This window comes from Streptomyces sp. NPDC019443, assembly GCF_044389785.1.
In the GTDB taxonomy this organism is placed as follows: Bacteria; Actinomycetota; Actinomycetes; order Streptomycetales; family Streptomycetaceae; genus Streptomyces.
The window spans coordinates 396,152-412,938 of the sequence record NZ_JBIRYJ010000006.1 but is presented as its reverse complement, the minus strand read 5'-3'; the positions used below and the strand labels follow the sequence as shown (position 1 = coordinate 412,938).

The 16,787-nt window shown below is 71.0% G+C and carries 17 protein-coding genes; 11 read left to right on the top strand and 6 right to left on the bottom strand.

Annotated features, from left to right (window positions below):
* The first annotated feature begins 62 nt into the window (after positions 1-62).
* The gene (locus ACH492_RS21920; RefSeq protein ID WP_398988980.1) at positions 63-932 is read left to right on the top strand and encodes a DUF4429 domain-containing protein; all 870 of its coding nucleotides are present in this window, start codon (positions 63-65) and stop codon (positions 930-932) included.
* An 88-nt stretch (positions 933-1,020) separates the two neighbouring features.
* Here ACH492_RS21920 and ACH492_RS21915 read toward each other — a convergent pair whose 3' ends face one another.
* Both ACH492_RS21915 and ACH492_RS21910 read right to left on the bottom strand, forming a co-directional pair.
* Positions 1,021-2,034 carry an aldo/keto reductase gene (locus tag ACH492_RS21915; protein ID WP_398988978.1) on the bottom strand — a complete coding sequence of 338 codons (1,014 nt, stop codon included), beginning with the start codon at positions 2,032-2,034 and terminating at the stop codon, positions 1,021-1,023.
* Positions 2,035-2,039: 5 nt separating this feature from the next.
* Positions 2,040-2,495 carry a MerR family transcriptional regulator gene (locus ACH492_RS21910; RefSeq protein ID WP_398988976.1) on the bottom strand — a complete coding sequence of 152 codons (456 nt, stop codon included), beginning with the start codon at positions 2,493-2,495 and terminating at the stop codon, positions 2,040-2,042.
* Positions 2,496-2,582: 87 nt separating this feature from the next.
* Here ACH492_RS21910 and ACH492_RS21905 point away from each other — a divergent pair, with 87 nt between their 5' ends.
* Both ACH492_RS21905 and ACH492_RS21900 read left to right on the top strand, forming a co-directional pair.
* On the top strand, positions 2,583-3,044 hold the full coding sequence (locus tag ACH492_RS21905; RefSeq protein WP_398988974.1) for a GNAT family N-acetyltransferase: 462 nt from the start codon (positions 2,583-2,585) through the stop codon (positions 3,042-3,044).
* Positions 3,045-3,054: 10 nt separating this feature from the next.
* Positions 3,055-3,873 carry a serine hydrolase domain-containing protein gene (locus ACH492_RS21900; protein ID WP_398988972.1) on the top strand — a complete coding sequence of 273 codons (819 nt, stop codon included), beginning with the start codon at positions 3,055-3,057 and terminating at the stop codon, positions 3,871-3,873.
* Positions 3,874-3,933: 60 nt separating this feature from the next.
* On the opposite strand, the gene ACH492_RS21895 is transcribed toward ACH492_RS21900, so the two are convergent.
* Positions 3,934-4,614 carry a pirin family protein gene (locus ACH492_RS21895; RefSeq protein WP_398988970.1) on the bottom strand — a complete coding sequence of 227 codons (681 nt, stop codon included), beginning with the start codon at positions 4,612-4,614 and terminating at the stop codon, positions 3,934-3,936.
* 93 nt (positions 4,615-4,707) lie between these two features.
* Here ACH492_RS21895 and ACH492_RS21890 point away from each other — a divergent pair, with 93 nt between their 5' ends.
* The 5 genes from ACH492_RS21890 to fabF all read left to right on the top strand — a co-directional run bounded on the left by ACH492_RS21890 (position 4,708) and on the right by fabF (position 9,556).
* On the top strand, positions 4,708-5,892 hold the full coding sequence (locus ACH492_RS21890) for a PucR family transcriptional regulator (protein ID WP_398988968.1): 1,185 nt from the start codon (positions 4,708-4,710) through the stop codon (positions 5,890-5,892).
* A gap of 89 nt (positions 5,893-5,981) precedes the next feature.
* Entirely contained in the window at positions 5,982-6,893 is a 912-nt protein-coding gene (locus ACH492_RS21885; protein WP_398988966.1) for an ACP S-malonyltransferase, read from the top strand.
* A gap of 17 nt (positions 6,894-6,910) precedes the next feature.
* Positions 6,911-7,912 carry a ketoacyl-ACP synthase III gene (locus ACH492_RS21880; RefSeq protein ID WP_398988964.1) on the top strand — a complete coding sequence of 334 codons (1,002 nt, stop codon included), beginning with the start codon at positions 6,911-6,913 and terminating at the stop codon, positions 7,910-7,912.
* Between the two features lie 54 nt (positions 7,913-7,966).
* Entirely contained in the window at positions 7,967-8,215 is a 249-nt protein-coding gene (locus ACH492_RS21875; protein WP_078077492.1) for an acyl carrier protein, read from the top strand.
* A gap of 78 nt (positions 8,216-8,293) precedes the next feature.
* Complete coding sequence (fabF, locus tag ACH492_RS21870) at positions 8,294-9,556, top strand: beta-ketoacyl-ACP synthase II (protein ID WP_398988962.1); 1,263 nt, start codon at positions 8,294-8,296, stop codon at positions 9,554-9,556.
* A gap of 104 nt (positions 9,557-9,660) precedes the next feature.
* Here fabF and ACH492_RS21865 read toward each other — a convergent pair whose 3' ends face one another.
* On the bottom strand, positions 9,661-10,155 hold the full coding sequence (locus ACH492_RS21865; RefSeq protein WP_398988960.1) for a DUF3145 domain-containing protein: 495 nt from the start codon (positions 10,153-10,155) through the stop codon (positions 9,661-9,663).
* A 261-nt stretch (positions 10,156-10,416) separates the two neighbouring features.
* Here ACH492_RS21865 and ACH492_RS21860 point away from each other — a divergent pair, with 261 nt between their 5' ends.
* Both ACH492_RS21860 and ACH492_RS21855 read left to right on the top strand, forming a co-directional pair.
* Positions 10,417-11,334 (top strand): SGNH/GDSL hydrolase family protein, encoded by a 918-nt coding sequence (locus tag ACH492_RS21860; RefSeq protein ID WP_398988958.1) that lies wholly within the window; start codon positions 10,417-10,419, stop codon positions 11,332-11,334.
* 193 nt (positions 11,335-11,527) lie between these two features.
* Complete coding sequence (locus ACH492_RS21855) at positions 11,528-12,769, top strand: pyroglutamyl peptidase (RefSeq protein ID WP_398988956.1); 1,242 nt, start codon at positions 11,528-11,530, stop codon at positions 12,767-12,769.
* Positions 12,770-12,998: 229 nt separating this feature from the next.
* On the opposite strand, the gene ACH492_RS21850 is transcribed toward ACH492_RS21855, so the two are convergent.
* Complete coding sequence (locus ACH492_RS21850) at positions 12,999-13,124, bottom strand: hypothetical protein (RefSeq protein WP_398988955.1); 126 nt, start codon at positions 13,122-13,124, stop codon at positions 12,999-13,001.
* 20 nt (positions 13,125-13,144) lie between these two features.
* Entirely contained in the window at positions 13,145-13,933 is a 789-nt protein-coding gene (locus ACH492_RS21845) for an EI24 domain-containing protein (protein ID WP_398988952.1), read from the bottom strand.
* Positions 13,934-14,160: 227 nt separating this feature from the next.
* Here ACH492_RS21845 and ACH492_RS21840 point away from each other — a divergent pair, with 227 nt between their 5' ends.
* On the top strand, positions 14,161-16,737 hold the full coding sequence (locus ACH492_RS21840) for a M14 family zinc carboxypeptidase (RefSeq protein WP_398988950.1): 2,577 nt from the start codon (positions 14,161-14,163) through the stop codon (positions 16,735-16,737).
* The last annotated feature ends 50 nt before the right edge of the window (positions 16,738-16,787 follow it).

The window sequence follows — 16,787 nt, the reverse complement described above, 5'->3', positions numbered from 1 at the left end:
GTCGCGAATCGGGCCTCGCACCGATGCAGACGCGCGGGCGCACGCCGCCTACGATGAGGCGCATGGGTGATGTGCTGGCCGGAATTCAAGCCACCTGGGAGTTCGAGACCGACTCCGTGCTCATCCGCTTCGAACGGGGGCTCCGCACGCCGAAGCTGTTCCAGACGCTTCGCGAACGCCGTATCCCCCACGAGGCGTTGGCGTCGGTGACACTCTCCCCGGGCAAGCGCGGCACGGTGGTGCTGCACGCTGTGCCCAGACCCGGCGCGGATCCGCTGATGGAGGCCGCGGCCGGGCAGCTGAAGGAGGGCTGCGACCCGTACCGTCTTGTGCTGCCCGCGGAGCGGGAGACGCTCGCCGAGTACTACGCCGACGAACTGCGGGGCCTGCTCCCCGCGGACGCGGACAAGCCCGCCGAGCGGTACGCCGTGGCCGCGCCCGAAGCCCCGCTGGGCTTCAAGGCGTACGACGGAAAGGCCTCCTTCGACGGCTCGCACGTCGCATTCCGCTGGTCCTGGACGGGCGCGTCGTCCGCCAAGTGGAAGGCGGGCGACCAGAGTTACCCGGTCGGGGAGCTGAGCGGGGTCGAGTGGCGCTCGCCGGAGGCGTTCGACGGGTATCTGCGGCTGCTACTGCGGGGCGACGAACCCGGCGACGAGGGGGCCAGGCCCGCGCAGGTGGACCAGGACCCGGCCGCGGTGCTGTTCGGGCTGAGGTACGGGCCGGTGCACGAGTCGCTGCCGTTCGCGGCCGCAGTGCTCGAATCCGTACGGAATACCGGCTCGGCGCCTGTACCGGCGCTGCGGGCGGGGCGGAGAGACCCGGCCGATATCGCGGAGCGGATACGGCACCTCGGGGAGCTGCACCAGGCGGGTCTGGTGACGGACGAGGAGTTCAGCGCCAAGAAGGCGGAGCTGCTCGCGCAGTTGTGAGGGCCACCGGGGGCGGGTCGGCGGGGCGTTGCCGCCTTCGCGGGCCCGTCCTCGGTGTCACCAGCCTTCTTCGCGCCCGGCGTACGGGCTACTCGCGGGCCGCCGAGGTCGACGACATGTCCGGGTACCTGTCCCCCGCCACCAGCCCGGCGATCGGCTCCAGCACCGCCAGCTCGTCGGCGGTCAGCGTCAGCCGGGTCGCGCCGACGTTCTCGAGCAGTCGGCTGGTCTTGCGGGTGCCGGGGATCGGGACCACGGCGAGCGAGTGCACATCGGCCCGCTGGTGCACCCAGGCGAGGGCGACCTGCGCGGCCGTCGCCCCGTGCGCCGCCGCGATCTTGTGGACCGGTTCCAGCAGCGCCGCGTTCGTCTTGGCGTTGTCGCCGGTGAAGCGCGGCTGGTACTGGCGGAAGTCGCCCTGAGACAGGTCCTTGCCGGCGTCCGTGAACGCGCCGGTCAGAAAGCCCCGGCCGAGCGGTGAGTACGGCACGAAGGCGACACCGAGCTCCGCCGCCGCGCCCACCGCGCTGCGTTCCACGTCCCGGCTGAACAGCGACCACTCCGACTGCAGCGCGGCGATGGGGTGCACGGCCTGCGCCTCACGCAGTTCCGCGCCGGTGACCTCACTCAGCCCGAGGTGCCTGACCTTGCCCTGCTCGACCAGTTCGGCCATCGCGCCGACGGACTCGGCGAACGGCACGGCCGGGTCGCGTCGGTGCATGTAGTAGACGTCGATGACGTCGGTCTTCAGACGCCGCAGGCTGTCCTCGACGGCCTGCCGGATGTACGCGCCGTCGTTGCGGACACCCCGGTAGTGCGGGTCGTCGGTCCGCTCTATGGCGAACTTCGTCGCCAGCGTGATCTCGTCGCGGTGCGCTCCGACGAACGGCGCGAGGAACTCCTCGTTCGCCCCGCGTCCGTACACGTCCGCGGTGTCGAAGAGCGTGACGCCCGCCTCCAGCGCCGCCTCCAAGGTGTCCCGGGCGGCAGCCAGGTCGGTCTCTCCGTAGAACTCGCTCATGCCCATGCAGCCAAGGCCCTGCACGCCGACCAGGGGTCCGCCGCTCCCGAGCCGCACCTGTGCGATCTTGCTGTTGCTCATCAGATTCAGAGCCTCTCCGACGCCTGCCGGGCGTCCGCGTAAAAGCCGATCTTGTGGTCCAGCACGGCGAGCGTGTCCTGGAGCTCCGCGATACGCGACCGGACGTCGCGCCGCGTCTGCTCCAGCAGCTCCTGCCGTGCCTCGAAGGTGTGCTCGCCCTCCCGCACCAGCTCGGCGTAGCGGACCATGTCCGCGACCGGCATCCCGGTCAGCCGCAGCTTGCCGACAAAGGCGAGCCAGTCCAGATCGCGGTTGGTGAAGCGCCGCTGTCCGGTGTGCGACCTGTCGACGTGCGGCATCAGCCCGATCCGCTCGTACCAGCGCAGGGTGTGCGCGGTGAGGCCGGTGAAGGCGACGACCTCGCTGATCGTGTAGCGGTCCTGCCCCTCGGGGCGGGGATGCGCACGGGGCGCAGAGGCGCAGATGTCCGTCCGGTCCGGCTTGGTCTCGATCAGCGTCATGCCTTCAACGCTAGAACCCTGGAGTGCACTCCAAGCAAGCAGAAACCGATGGCAGTTTTCGTGCGTCCCCGATTAGCCTCCGGTCGCATGAGCCTCGCCCGCCGCGCCACCCCGGAGGACGCCGAAGAGCTGGTCCGCCTCCGCAAGGTCATGCAGGACTCGCATCTCGGGCCGAATCCCGACGTCAGCTGGCAGCCCGCCGCCGTCGACACCCTGCGCAAGAAGCTCGCCGACCCGGCCGGTGACCTGACGGCGTTCGTCGTCGAGCGCCCTGGCGGCCTGGCGGCGTGCGCGGTCGGCACGATCGAATACCGGCTCGGCGGTCCGGGCAATCCGCACGGCATGTCCGGCTATGTGTTCAGTGTGGCCACCGACCCGGACCTGCGGCGCCGCGGCTACTCCCGCGCCTGCATGGAGGAGCTGCTGGCCTGGTTCCGCGAGCGCGGCGTACCCAAGATCGACCTGCGCGCCTCCTCCGACGGCGAGCCGCTGTACGCCTCTCTCGGCTTCGTCCGCACCCCCGATCCCGCGATGAGACTGACCCTTTAGGCTCGTACACATGCAGAGCCTGGCGATGATCGAGAACTGGCCGGTACCGACCGCGGCGGCCGCCGTCGTACGAGCGGACGGCACGGTCGCCGGTTCGTACGGCCCCACCTCGCACCGCTTCCCGCTCGCCTCCGTCACCAAGCCGCTCGCGGCCTACGCGGCCCTCGTGGCGTACGAGGAGGGGGCGGTCGAACTCGACGAACCGGCGGGCCCCGACGGCTCGACGGTCCGTCATCTTCTCGCCCACACCTCGGGCCTGGCCTTCGACGAGCACCGCGTGACGGCCCCGCCCGGCACCCGCCGGCTGTACTCCAACGCGGGTTTCGAGGTGCTCGCCGACCACATCGCCAAGGCGACGGAGATCCCGTTCGCGGAGTATCTGCACCAGGCGGTGCTCGAGCCGCTGGGGATGACGGCGACCACCCTGGACGGCTCGCCGGCGAAGGACGGCGTCTCGACGGTCGACGACCTGGTGCGCTTCGCCGCGGAGGTGCAGGCACCGCGTCTCCTTGACGCCCGAACGGTGCTGGAGGCGATGACGGTCGTACACCCCGGCCTGTCCGGGATCCTCCCCGGCTACGGGCACCAGAAGCCCAACGACTGGGGACTCGGCTTCGAGATCCGGGACGCCAAGTCCCCGCACTGGACGGGCAGTTCGTCCTCACCGCGGACCTTCGGGCACTTCGGCCAGTCGGGCACGTTCCTGTGGATCGACCCGGACGCGCGGACCGCGTGCGTGGCGCTCACGGACCGGGCGTTCGGACCGTGGGCGGTCGAGGCCTGGCCGCCGTTCACCGATGCGGTGCTCGCCGAGCTGCGCCGAGGGTGAACCGGGGCTCCGCCCCGGACCCTCCCCCTACGTCCTGCGGGCCTGGGGGACCCCCACGCCTCAGACGCCGACGGGGCTTGAATTCGCCTCGTTCAGCTCCCAGAGCAGGACCTCGGCAGCCTCCGCCGCAGCCAGCACCAAGCCGTCCGCGTCCGTGATACGCGCCGCGTCACCCGGCCCCAACTCCGCGTCGCCCAGCCGCACTTCACCCCGCACCACATGGACGTACACAGCCGCCGCGTCCGGGACCGCCGTGCGTTCGCCCGGGGCGAGGCGGCGGACATGGAGCATCGCGCCCGCCTCGGGCAGCGCGTACGGCGTCGAGTCCGCGATGCCGTGCACGATCTCGTACGAAGCGTCGCCGCCCGGTGACAGTGGCGCGAGCCACATCTGTACGAAGACCAGCGGCGCGTCCCCGTCGTTGCGCTCCACATGCCGCACCCCGCCCGCCGAGCTGAGCCGCTGGACGTCCCCGGGCCCGACCACCGTCGCGTGGCCCGCCGAGTCGCGGTGGGTGAGCTCGCCCTCGACGACCCAGGTGACGATCTCGGTGTGGCTGTGCGGATGCTCGTCGAAGCCCGCGCCCGGCTCGAGACGTTCCTCGTTGCAGGCGAGGATCGCGCCGAAGCGGAGGTTGTCGGGGTCGTAATGGCGCCCGAAGGAGAAGGCGTGCAGGGACTCGATGCCCGAGGCGGGGTCGCCGCCGCGGAAGCGGTCGGCGGAGCGCCGTACGTCAATCACGGGTCCACCGTAGACCCGCGCGGCGTCTGCCAGGGAGCGAAGAAGCAGGCCCCGCCACTCCGTGCACCCGTCCCGATAAGGCAGTCTTGTCCCGTGCCCGAACCTGCAGCGAACGTCCCCCACCCACATCCCGCGACCCTGCGCCGCCTGGAGCAGTCCTCCGGCCGGCTTGCCGCGAACGCCATTGCACGCATGGACGAGACGCTGCCGTGGTACCGGGCGATGCCCCCGGAGAACCGGTCGTGGATCGGTCTGGTCGCCCAGGCCGGCATCGCCGCGTTCACCGAGTGGTTCCGGCATCCGGAGACCCCGCAGGCGATCTCGACCGATGTCTTCGGCACAGCGCCGCGCGAGCTGACCCGGGCGATCACGCTGCGCCAGACCGTCGAGATGGTGCGTACCACCATCGAGGTCATGGAGTCGGCGATCGAGGAAGTGGCCGCCCCCGGAGACGAGTCCGTGCTGCGCGAGGCCCTCCTCGTCTACGCGCGCGAGATCGCCTTCGCGACCGCCCAGGTGTACGCGCAGGCCGCCGAGGCACGCGGCGCCTGGGACGCCCGCCTGGAATCCCTCGTCGTGAACGCCGTACTGTCCGGCGAGGCCGACGAGGGCGCGGTCTCCCGCGCCGCCGCGCTCGGCTGGAACTCACCGGAGCATGTCTGCGTCATCCTCGGCACCGCGCCCGACGGGGACAGCGAGCTGACCGTCGAGGCGATCCGCCGGGCCGCCCGGCACGCCAAGCTGCAGGTCCTCACCGGAGTCCTCGGCGACCGGCTCGTCGTCATCGCGGGCGGCAGCGACAACCCGCTGCACGTCGCCAAGGGGCTGATCGGGCCTTATGCGGCCGGACCCGTGGTCGCGGGCCCCGTTGTCCCCGACCTGCTCGCCGCGACCAGGTCCGCGCAGGCTGCGGCCGCCGGGCTCAAGGCGTGCTCGGCCTGGCAGGACGCGCCCCGCCCGGTCCTGGCGGACGATCTGCTGCCGGAGCGCGCGATCGCGTCAGACCCTGCCGCGCGTGAGCAATTGGTGGAGGAGATCTACAGACCGCTGGAAGAAGCGGGGTCGGCGCTACTGGAAACACTGAGCGTCTATCTCGAGCAGGCGAGCAGTCTCGAGGGCGCCGCCCGGATGCTCTTCGTCCACCCCAACACCGTGCGCTACCGGCTGCGACGTGTGACCGACGTCACCGGCTGGTCACCCTCCGATGTGCGCTCCGCGTTCACTCTGCGAATCGCGCTGATCCTGGGGCGTCTGGCCGACGGGGATTCGCAGTCCTAGACTTTTGTCGAAGACTAACAATTCCCCTGACGGTTCTTGGTCCCTGTCCCCACGGGCGGTTTGAGCCGTCCACAAGAGAGAGTGTGAGGGTGCTCGTACTCGTCGCTCCCGGCCAAGGCGCTCAGACGCCCGGCTTCCTTACTCCCTGGCTCGACCTCCCCGGCGCCGCCGACCGCATCGCGGCCTGGTCGGACGCCATCGGGCTCGACCTTGCCCACTACGGCACGAAGGCCGACGCGGACGAGATCCGCGACACCGCCGTGGCACAGCCGCTCCTGGTTGCCGCCGGCCTGCTGTCGGCCGACGCGCTGGGTGCTGTGCGGCCCGGCGCCGTCGCGGGCCACAGCGTCGGCGAGATCACCGCGGCCGTGTTCGCGGGTGTCATCGAAGACGCCGCCGCGCTCGGTTTCGTACGCACGCGCGGACTGGCGATGGCCGAGGCCGCGGCGGTCACCGAGACCGGCATGGCGGCCGTCCTCGGCGGCGACCCCGAGCAGGTCGTCGCCCACCTCGAAAAGCTCGGCCTGACCCCGGCGAATGTGAACGGCGCCGGTCAGATCGTCGCCGCCGGCACCGCCGGGCAACTCGCCGCGCTGGCCGAGGACAAGCCGGAGAAGGCGCGCGTGATCGCTCTGAAGGTGGCCGGTGCGTTCCACACGCACCACATGGCGCCCGCGATCGCGACCCTCCAGGAAGCCGCCGCGGACCTCACGGTCTCCGACCCGGTCCTGCCGTACGTCTCGAACAAGGACGGCCGCACGGTCTCCACCGGCGACGAGGTCATCGCCCGGCTGGTCGGCCAGGTCGCCAACCCGGTCCGCTGGGACCTGTGCATGGAGACCTTCAAGGAGCAGGGCGTCACCGGTCTGATCGAGGTCTGCCCCGGCGGCACTCTCACCGGCCTCGCCAAGCGCGCCCTGCCGGGCGTGCAGACACTCGCGCTCAAGACCCCCGACGACCTCGACGCGGCCCGCACGCTCGTCGCCGAGCACTCTTCCTGACAAGGAGCCGTAAGAGCATGTCGAAGATCAAGCCCAGCCAGGGCGCCCCGTACGCACGCATCATGGGTGTCGGTGGCTACCGCCCGACCCGGATCGTGCCCAACGAGGTGATCCTCGAGACGATCGACTCCTCCGACGAGTGGATCCGCTCCCGCTCGGGCATCGCCACCCGCCACTGGGCCTCCCCCGAGGAGACCGTGAGCGCGATGTCCGTCGAGGCGGCCGGCAAGGCGATCGCCGACTCCGGGATCAGCCCGCAGCAGATCGGCGGCGTGATCGTCTCCACCGTCTCGCACTTCAAGCAGACCCCGGCCATCGCCACCGAGATCGCGGACAAGATCGGCGCGATCAAGCCCGCCGCGTTCGACATCTCCGCGGGCTGCGCGGGCTTCGGCTACGGACTGACCCTCGCCAAGGGCATGGTCGTCGAGGGCTCCGCCGAGTACGTGCTCGTCATCGGCGTCGAGCGGCTGAGCGATCTGACCGACCTGGAGGACCGCGCGACGGCCTTCCTGTTCGGCGACGGCGCGGGCGCGGTCGTCGTGGGCCCCGCCAAGGAGCCGCAGATCGGCCCGACCGTGTGGGGTTCCGAGGGCGACAAGTCCGACACCATCAAGCAGACCGTGCCGTGGGACGACTACCGCGAGGGCAAGGTCGAGAAGTTTCCGGCGATCACGCAGGAGGGCCAGGCGGTCTTCCGCTGGGCCGTGTTCGAGATGGCGAAGGTCGCCCAGCAGGCGCTGGACGCGGCCGGAATCAGCGCGGACGACCTGGACGTCTTCATTCCGCACCAGGCCAATATGCGGATCATCGATTCGATGGTGAAGACTCTGAAGCTGCCGGAGCACGTCACGGTCGCCCGTGACGTGGAGACCACCGGCAACACTTCGGCCGCCTCGATCCCGCTCGCGATGGAGCGGCTCCTGGCGACCGGACAGGCGAAGAGCGGTGACACCGCGCTCGTCATCGGCTTCGGGGCGGGTCTCGTCTACGCCGCGACGGTCGTTACCCTCCCCTAAGCAACCGGATCTTCCGGACGCCACACCCTCTGATACAAACCGAAGGAGCGCCACATGGCCGCCACTCAGGAAGAGATCGTCACCGGTCTCGCGGAGATCGTCAACGAGATCGCCGGCATCCCGGTCGAGGACGTCCAGCTGGACAAGTCCTTCACCGACGACCTGGACGTCGACTCGCTGTCCATGGTCGAGGTCGTCGTCGCCGCCGAAGAGCGCTTCGACGTCAAGATCCCGGACGACGACGTCAAGAACCTGAAGACCGTCGGCGACGCCGCGGACTACATCGCGAAGCACCAGGCCTGAGCCTGAATGCGTTTGTCGCCACCTGACGGTGGCGCCGTGACAATTCAGCACCCCCCTACACGTGGAGAAAGAATTCCTGTGAGCTCGACCAATCGCACCGTGGTCGTCACCGGTATCGGCGCAACCACACCGTTGGGTGGCGACAGCGCATCGACCTGGGAGGGTCTGCTCGCCGGGCGTTCCGGAGTGAAGCTCCTCGACAGCGAGCGCTTCGCCGACCTCCCGGTCCGGATCGCCGCGCCCGCGGCGGTCGACCCGGGCGAGGTCCTGCCGCGCCCGCTGGCCCGCAAGCTGGACCGCTCGGCGCAGTTCGCGCTGATCGCCGCGCGCGAGGCCTGGGCCGACGCCGGCTACACCGCTCCCGCGGGCGAGGACGAGAAGGTCCTGCCCGAGCGTCTGGGCACGGTCATCGCCTCCGGCATCGGTGGCGTAACGACTCTGCTCGACCAGTACGACGTGCTCAAGGAGAAGGGCGTACGCCGCGTCTCCCCGCACACCGTTCCAATGCTGATGCCGAACGGCCCGTCCGCCAACGTCGGCCTTGAGGTGAACGCCCAGGCGGGCGTGCACACTCCGGTCTCCGCGTGCGCGTCCGGCGCCGAGGCCATCGGTTACGCCGTCGAGATGATCCGCACCGGCCGTGCCGATGTGGTCGTAGCGGGCGGCACCGAGGCGGCGATCCACCCGCTGCCCGTCGCGGCGTTCGCCAACATGATGGCGATGTCCAAGAACAACGACGAGCCCGAGAAGGCTTCTCGCCCGTACGACAAGGGCCGTGACGGCTTTGTGCTCGGCGAGGGCGCGGGCGTCGTCATCCTCGAGTCGGCCGAGCACGCCGCGCGGCGCGGCGCGAAGGTCTACTGCGAGGTGCTGGGCCAGGGCCTGTCCGCGGACAGCCACCACATCGCGCAGCCAGAGCCGAGCGGCCGCGGCATCGCGACCGCACTGCAGAACCTGCTCGACTCGACGGACCTCAAGCCGTCCGAAGTGGTGCACCTCAACGCGCACGCGACGTCCACCCCACAGGGCGACATCGCCGAGATCAAGGCCCTGCGCAAGGTCCTGGGCGACGAGCTCGACCATGTCGCGGTCTCCGCCACGAAGTCGATGACGGGCCATCTGCTGGGCGGCGCGGGCGGCATCGAGACGGTCGCGACGGTGCTGGCGCTGTACCACCGCACGGCGCCGCCGACCATCAACGTCGACGACCTCGACGATGAGGTCGACGCGGACGTCGTGCGCAACGAGCCCCGCAAGCTCCCTCAGGGCACGGTCGCGGCGATCAACAACTCGTTCGGCTTCGGCGGCCACAACGTGGTCCTGGCGTTCCGGACGGTCTGAGTCTCCGGTTGATCTCCGGCTGACTCAGGCTGAGCCTCTGTTCGTACCCGAAAGGGCCCCCACCGCGCGGTGGGGGCCCTTTCGTGTGTGTCCTCTCGCGTCCGTCAGACGACCTGGTGGAGCCAGCGGACCGGCGCGCCCTCCCCCGCGTACCGGAACGGCTCCAGTTCGTCGTCCCACGGCTTGCCCAGCAGCTTCGCGATCTCCGCCTCGAGGTCCGTCTCACCCTGCGCCGAGCGCGCCAGCGCGGCGCGCAGCCGGTCCTCCGGGATCAGGATGTCGCCGTGGATCCCGGTGACGGCGTGAAAGATGCCGAGGCCGGGCGTGGCGCTGTAGCGCTCGCCCTCCGCCGTGGGGCAGGGCTCGGCGGTCACCTCGAAGCGCAGCATCTGCCAGCCGCGCAGCGCCGAGGCGAGTTTGGAGGCCGTGCCCACCTCGCCCTGCCAGGAGAACTCGGCTCTCCAGGTGCCGGGCGACGCGGGCTGGCGGATCCAGTCGAGCTGGACCCGCACACCAAGAACACCCGCCACCGCCCATTCGACGTGCGGGCACAGCGCGCGCGGCGCGGAGTGAACGTACAGAACGCCACGTGTCGTCACCGGGACCTCCAGTGTGGGACGAGGATCGCCTTTCCCAGCGGCCTCAGTAAACAGCATCGGGAGTCAAACTCCACAAAAGGGACAGCATGTGACGTGATGTAATTTACCGGAGCCGATGGGCACGATGCCTCTGGGTCGACGGGGAAAAGCTACCGTGAGTAGGTGGCCAAGGGGTGACGTAATGTCGGTCCGGGAGCCCGTACGCACCAAGCTTTCACTCGGCAGGACGTCACGGACCGGTGATACGGAGGGGATCTGGGCATGCGGGAGACGAGCCGGAAGCGCCGTTCGCGCAGCGCGGCGGCAGCGCTGACGGCAGCGGTCCTCCTCGCGACCGGCGCCCTGGCCGGATGTGACTCCGCGTCGGATACGCGCGGCAACGGCTCCCCCGCCAAGCGGCGGCCGTCGCCCAGCCCCACCCCCGTCTGGGACCGCAGCCCCGACTCCATCGCCGCCGTCGGCGACTCCATCACCCGCGGCTTCGACGCCTGCGTGGTGCTCTCCGACTGCCCGGAGGTGTCCTGGGCGACCGGCACGGACGCCACGGTGCGCAGCCTGGCGCTGCGGCTGATCGGGCAGCCCGCGGTTACGGAGCGCAGTTGGAACTTCGCCCGCTCCGGGGCCGATGTGGCGGACCTGGCCGAGCAGATGACACAGGCGGCGGCCCGGAAGCCCGAGCTGGTGACGGTGATGGTCGGCGCGAACGACGCCTGCGCGGACACGGCGGATCGGATGACTCCGGTCGAGGAGTTCCGGAGTTCCTTCACGGCGGCACTGCGGCAGTTACGGCGCAGCGCGCCGAAGGCTCAGGTGTACGTGTCGAGCGTGCCGGATCTCAAGCGGCTCTGGTCGACCGGGCGCGGCAATCCACTGGGCCGGCAGATCTGGAAGCTGGGCATCTGCGCCTCCATGCTGGGCAACGCGGAGGACGAGAGCGTGAAGGCGCAGCAGCGGCGGGACCGGGTGCATGAGCGGGTCGTGGCGTACAACGAAGTGCTCAAGGATGTCTGCGGGAAGGATCTGCGCTGCCGGTACGACGGCGGGGCGGTCTTCGACTACCGGTTCAAGGGCGAGCAGTTGAGCCGCTGGGACTGGTTCCACCCGAGCAAGAACGGGCAGGGGCGGCTCGCGGAGATCGCCTACCGCAACGTCACGGCGGCGAAGCCACCACGGTCGTGAACCGGGGCTTTAATCCGGACCCCGCGTTCCGCGCCCCGGACCCCGCGCCCCGGACCCCGCGTCCCGGGCTGCTTCGCCGGGTTGCCGCGGGCGGTGGCTGCTGAGGTCGCAGCGGCCGGAGCGGCGGGAGTGACGCGGTAGCCAGGGGCGCGGCACGGACGCGATACTTCCGCCACCCGACGGAAGGATTCCCGTGTCCCGAATACGCGTGCGCCTGGACGTAGTTGGCGTTGCCCTCCTCGTACTCGCCCTCACCGGCTCACCGCTCGCCGCGGCCGATCCAGCGCCTGCGCCTGCTTCACCGTTCACTGTCGAGGAGCAGCGGCTCGACAAGGCCGTGCCCCAGGAGATCCTGCGGCGCAGCGGATTCGACACCGTGGCGCCGCGGTTCGCGCAGGCGCTGGAGGGGACGCGGTCCTTCCGGCAGGCCGAGCGGGCTGTCGTACGGCAGGGCGCGCAGCTGTGGGACCGGGCGGTGGACCGGGCGCAGGGCCGCGGCCCTGCGCGGGGCGATCTGAGCCGGGACGACGACCGGCCGCTGTACTGGGCGCGGCTCGCGATGACCCGCGAACTTCGGCAGTGGCAGCCGGAGTTCGGCCTGACGGACACGGAACGGGCGCGGCTCCTCGACCGCCTCGAGCGCTCGTCGCGCGGCCAGGACTCGATGCACCTCCCCGCGGGCAAGGGCTTCAAGCGGATCGTGATGACGGGCTTCGACCCCTTCACGCTGGACCGCGACATACGAATAAGCAACCCGTCCGGGGCGACTGCGCTGGCGCTGGACGGCACCTGGATCCGCACGGCGGACGGGCCCGCCCGGATCGAGACGGCCGTCTTCCCCGTGCGCTGGCAGGACTTCGCGGACGGCACGGTGGAGCGGACGTTGCGCACGCAGCTGCCGAAGGCCGACCTGTTCACGACGGTGAGCCAGGGGCGGGTGGGCCGTATCGACATCGAGCGCTCCAACGGCGCGTGGCGCGGCGGGTTCGGGGACAACGAGAACGTCTCGCGCACGGAGACGGTGCCGGTGACCGATCCGGCGTCGCAGCCCCAGTGGACGACGACGACGCTTCCGTACGCGGCGATTGTGGCGGCGGAGAGGGGGCGCTTCCCGGTGTACGACAACACGACGGTGACGGAGATCCCGCCGGGCGCCACGACACCGGTGGTCAGCCCCGGGGGCCCGACACCCGGCTCGACGGCGCGCGCGGGTGGCGGCGGCAACTATCTCTCGAACGAGATTGCGTACCGGGCGACGCTGCTGCGGGACCGGTTGGGGCTGGAGATTCCGGGGGGCCATGTGCATACGCCGGTGCTGGAGTTCGGGGCGGGGAACACGACGGAGATCACGGACCAGGAGTTCGTGCGGAACCGGGTGGACATTATTGGGCAGGTCCGGGCGATTATCCGCGTGGCGGCGGAGACGTCGGGCTGAGGGGGGCGGGGGGCCGCCTGCGGCGGGCTTGTCCCCACCCACCCGCCCATTGATGCGGGGGCGGCCCCACACACCGGGGGACGGCAGCTTCGCGCCGCGTGAGGCACGGCGGTCGCCCGCCCGCGTCGAGCGGGCCGGGGCAGCTTCGCGCCGCGCCGAGCGGGCCCCGGAGTGCGCGCTTCGCGACGCCCGGACACAGCCCGGGCTGCGCGGGCGGGGTGAAGCAGGCTCAGCGGGCGAAGCCCAGAGTTACTCCCAGGCCCACCAGGACCGAGCCGATCGCGCGGTTCAGGGTCTTCTGCCAGCGCAGCATCGCCGTGCGCAAGCGGGAGTTGGAGAAGAACAGCGCCACCACGCCGAGCTTCCCCGCCAGTCCTAGTCCTTGTGCAGGGTGTACCGGGCCGGACTCGCCGGCTCGGCGTCCGCGTCCGGCGCCACCAGGTCCCGCACCATCAGCGTCGCACCGGCCACCGCCCCCGGCATCAGGAACACGGCCAGGAACGGAACGAGGAACGCCAGCGTCAGCGGCACGCCGAAGCCGAGGGTCAGCAACCGACGGCCCCGCAGCAGCCCGAGGCGGTCCTTGAGCTCGACGCCGCGCCGCTGGAGGGCGACCGCGGTGAGCTCCTCCGCGAGGAAGAAGCCCGAGACGCAGAAGCCTGTGACGGGGATGACGGTCTGGCCGACGACCGGGATGAAGCCGAGGGCGAAGAGCAGTACGCCGTAGAGCACGACCCGCGCCAGGACCCGCAGCGAGTCGCGCGCGGAGATCCACAGCTCCCGCCAGAGCGGCAGCCCGGACTCGGGGACGTCGCCGCCCTCGGTCCGGTCGACCTGCTCGGACAGCGACTCGTAGAAGGGCTGGCCGACCAACAGCGTCACCGCGGTGAAGGTGATCACCGCGAGGAACAGGCCGAAGCAGAAGACCAGCGCGGTCAGGAAGCCCCGGAACAGGCCCTGCCAGGGCGAGGACCAGTCGGCGGCGAAGGGCGTCGCCCAGGCGGCGAAGTCGTCGGCGCCGTAGCCGAGGCCGACCAGCGCGGCCGCGTACAGCACCAGTGTCACCAGCCCCGGGAGCAGCCCGAAGCCGAACCATTTGCCATGCCCGCCGACCCAGCGCTGGCCCTTCATCAAGTAGCCGAAGCCCACCCCAAGATCACGCATGAGTACAGTTTATCGGGGTGCCGGAGCCGGCGTGGGGCCGAGCCCGGCCGGACCGGGGCTGCGGCACGATCGGCCCGGCGGGTGGTGCGCGAAGAGCCGGAGCCGAACCGGGAGTTACGCCCAAGCAGCTCTTGTTGTCCGGCAGTTGACCCTGTAGACCCCTGCGTACCACTAATCGTTGTGCTGATCGATTCCGATCGATTCCGACACTCCGGAGGCACGTACGCATGGGCTTGCCCCGCCCCCTTCTCATCGCCACCGCCGCCCTCGCCGGGGCGGTGCTTCTTGCGCCCGCGCCCGCGACCGCCCTCCCCGGTCGCGACGGCCCACAGCCCCATCCCGTACGCGAAGGCGGCGGGCGCGACGCCGCAGTCGCCAAGGCCCCCCTCTCGGCCGCCGCCAACGCGCTGCGCACCGCGGCCCCCGAGCTCGCGAAGAGCGGCGGTTACCCACGGCGTACCGTCCTCGACGCGCCGCCCGTGAACCCGGCCGACAAGTCGATCAAGCTGGGGCTCGCGCCGTACCACGCGCTCGCCCCGCGGCTGAACGCCCTGCAGAAGCTCGGCGACCGGGTCAGCGTCGAGGTGGCCGGGCACTCCGCGGGCGGGCACGAGCTGTATCTCGTCACCGTCACCGCGCCCGAGACCTCCCGGCAGGCGCGCGAGCAGGAGCGGATGCGGGAGCTGATCGAGAACTCCCCGGCCGCCGCCGCCAAGGACAAGCGCGTCAAGTACGCCTACAAGACGCCGGTGTTCATCAACAACAACATCCACGGCAATGAGTGGGAGGGTACCGACGCCGCCCTGAAGCTCATCGAGGAGCTGGCGAGGGCGAAGGACGGCACGACTGCCGACCTGCTGTCCAAGAACCGTATCTACCTCAATGTGACGGCCAACCCGGACGGCCGCATCGCCGGCACCCGCGCCAATGCCAACGGCTTCGACCTCAACCGGGACTTCATCACCGGATCCCAGCCCGAGGCGCGCGCCATCCGGCAGATCGCCATCGACAAGCAGCCGGCTCTCATGCTCGATCTGCACGGTTACGTCAACGGCACGCTGATCGAGCCGACGACTCCGCCGCACGGCGAGAACTACGAGTACGACCTCTTCCTCAAGGATTCGTACGCCAACGCGCTGGGCATGGAGAAGGCGGTGAACGGCCTCGGCTACACCCCCGCCAAGGATGGTGTGCAGCCCGCCGTCATCCCCTTCCGGGACGAGAAGGAGGGCTGGGACGACTGGCCGCCGATCTTCACCCCGCAATACATGCCGTTCCAGGGCGCGATCGCCTCGCACACCATCGAGTTCCCGATGGCAGTCAACAACGAGGAGTACGACTCCCTGCCGGTCGCCGAGCTGCGCCGCAGGGCCGCGATCAACACGGCCGTCGCGGGCGCGGCGATGCGCGCGACGCTCGACTACACGCGTACGCACCGCACGTCGGTGATCGCCGACCAGATCGAGACCTTCCGGCGGGGCGCGGCCGGCGAGGCGCAGCGGCCGGTCTCGGAGGAGACCGTGCCGGGCGTGCCGGGCATCGGTCCCGAGGACGTGTACACCACGACCTTCCCGCGCGCGTACGTCATTCCGGCGGGGCGCGGCCTGGGGGTCCCCCCGGACGGAGTCTGGGGGAGGTCGGCGCCCGCGGCGGCCCGGCTGGTGGACCATCTGGTCGCCAACGACGTACGGGTGGAGCGGGCGGTGCTGCCGTTCAGGCTCGCGGGCCGCAGCTATCCGGCGGGGTCGTACGTCGTCGACATGCGCCAGCCCAAGCGCGGCATCGCCAATGTGATCCTGGCCGAGGGCCGGGACATCAGTGCGGACGTATCCACGATGTACGACATCTCGGGCTGGAGCCTCGGGCTGCTGTGGGGCGCGACCGTGGACAAGGCCGCCAAGGGCAAGCTGCATGTGGTGGGCCGCCCGGTCCATGCCGCGGCGCCCACCGGCTACGTGGCCCCGTTCGGGGACCTGCGGCTGCGGCTCGACGACCCGAAGGAGCTCGCCGCCCTCAACTCCCTGCTCGCGCACGGGGTGAAGGTGCGGCGCGCCGCGGACGGCTCGGCGATCGTGCCGGGTTCGGCCCGCGGTGTGGCGGGCGTGCTCGCCGACCGGCTCGGGGTCGCCTTCTTGGCCGCGAAGGAGAAGGGCACGGGCGCGCTGCACCGGACCAGGGTCGCCGCGGCCGTGACCCCCGGTGAGCTGTTCGCGCTGCGCGAGATGGGCTTCGAGGTACAGCCGGTGTCGACGGCCGCTCTCAACGCGGGCTTCGACTGGTCGAAGGCGGATGTGCTGATGGTCTCGGGCGGTCTGGAGTACGGGCGGCTGACCCCGACGGCCCGCGGCGCGCTGGACGCCTTCCTCGCGGGCCACGGCGGTGTGGTGGCCCTCGGCTCGGACGGCGCGGCCTTCAACGCCGATGCGGGTCTGATCGCGGTCAAGCCGGTGGCGGGCAACGGCGACGCCAACGGCGTGGTCCGGGTGGCCAATGCGGCCGGCAGCCCGGTCACCGGCGGCGCGCCCGCGCACACCTTCGTGTACTCCCCGCTGTGGTTCACCGACCTCGGCCCGGGTGTGCGGGTGGAGCAGTCGTACGGCTCGGGGAACCCGCTCGTCGCGGGCCACTGGCGCACGACGGAGGACGGCAAGGGCGGCCCGAAGGACGCGGCCGGCCGGGCGTCGATCGTCAGCGGTACGAGCGCGAAGGGCACGCCGGTCGTGCTGTTCGGCACGGAGCCGCTGTTCCGCGACCACCCGAAGGGCGTGTTCGCGCAGGTCGGCCGGGCGCTGATCACACGCTGAGTACGCAGCGAGGGCCGCACCCCGGACGGGGTGCGGCCCTCCTGTACGCA

Bases quoted from the DNA above. Each gene is read 5' to 3' on its own strand.
- ACH492_RS21920 (WP_398988980.1), top strand. From the start codon at position 63: ATGGGTGATGTGCTGGCCGGAATTCAAGCCACCTGGGAGTTCGAGACC.
- ACH492_RS21915 (WP_398988978.1), bottom strand. From the start codon at position 2,034: ATGAGCAACAGCAAGATCGCACAGGTGCGGCTCGGGAGCGGCGGACCC.
- ACH492_RS21910 (WP_398988976.1), bottom strand. From the start codon at position 2,495: ATGACGCTGATCGAGACCAAGCCGGACCGGACGGACATCTGCGCCTCT.
- ACH492_RS21905 (WP_398988974.1), top strand. From the start codon at position 2,583: ATGAGCCTCGCCCGCCGCGCCACCCCGGAGGACGCCGAAGAGCTGGTC.
- ACH492_RS21900 (WP_398988972.1), top strand. From the start codon at position 3,055: ATGCAGAGCCTGGCGATGATCGAGAACTGGCCGGTACCGACCGCGGCG.
- ACH492_RS21880 (WP_398988964.1), top strand. From the start codon at position 6,911: ATGTCGAAGATCAAGCCCAGCCAGGGCGCCCCGTACGCACGCATCATG.
- ACH492_RS21875 (WP_078077492.1), top strand. From the start codon at position 7,967: ATGGCCGCCACTCAGGAAGAGATCGTCACCGGTCTCGCGGAGATCGTC.
- ACH492_RS21860 (WP_398988958.1), top strand. From the start codon at position 10,417: ATGCGGGAGACGAGCCGGAAGCGCCGTTCGCGCAGCGCGGCGGCAGCG.
- ACH492_RS21845 (WP_398988952.1), bottom strand. From the start codon at position 13,933: ATGCGTGATCTTGGGGTGGGCTTCGGCTACTTGATGAAGGGCCAGCGC.
- ACH492_RS21840 (WP_398988950.1), top strand. From the start codon at position 14,161: ATGGGCTTGCCCCGCCCCCTTCTCATCGCCACCGCCGCCCTCGCCGGG.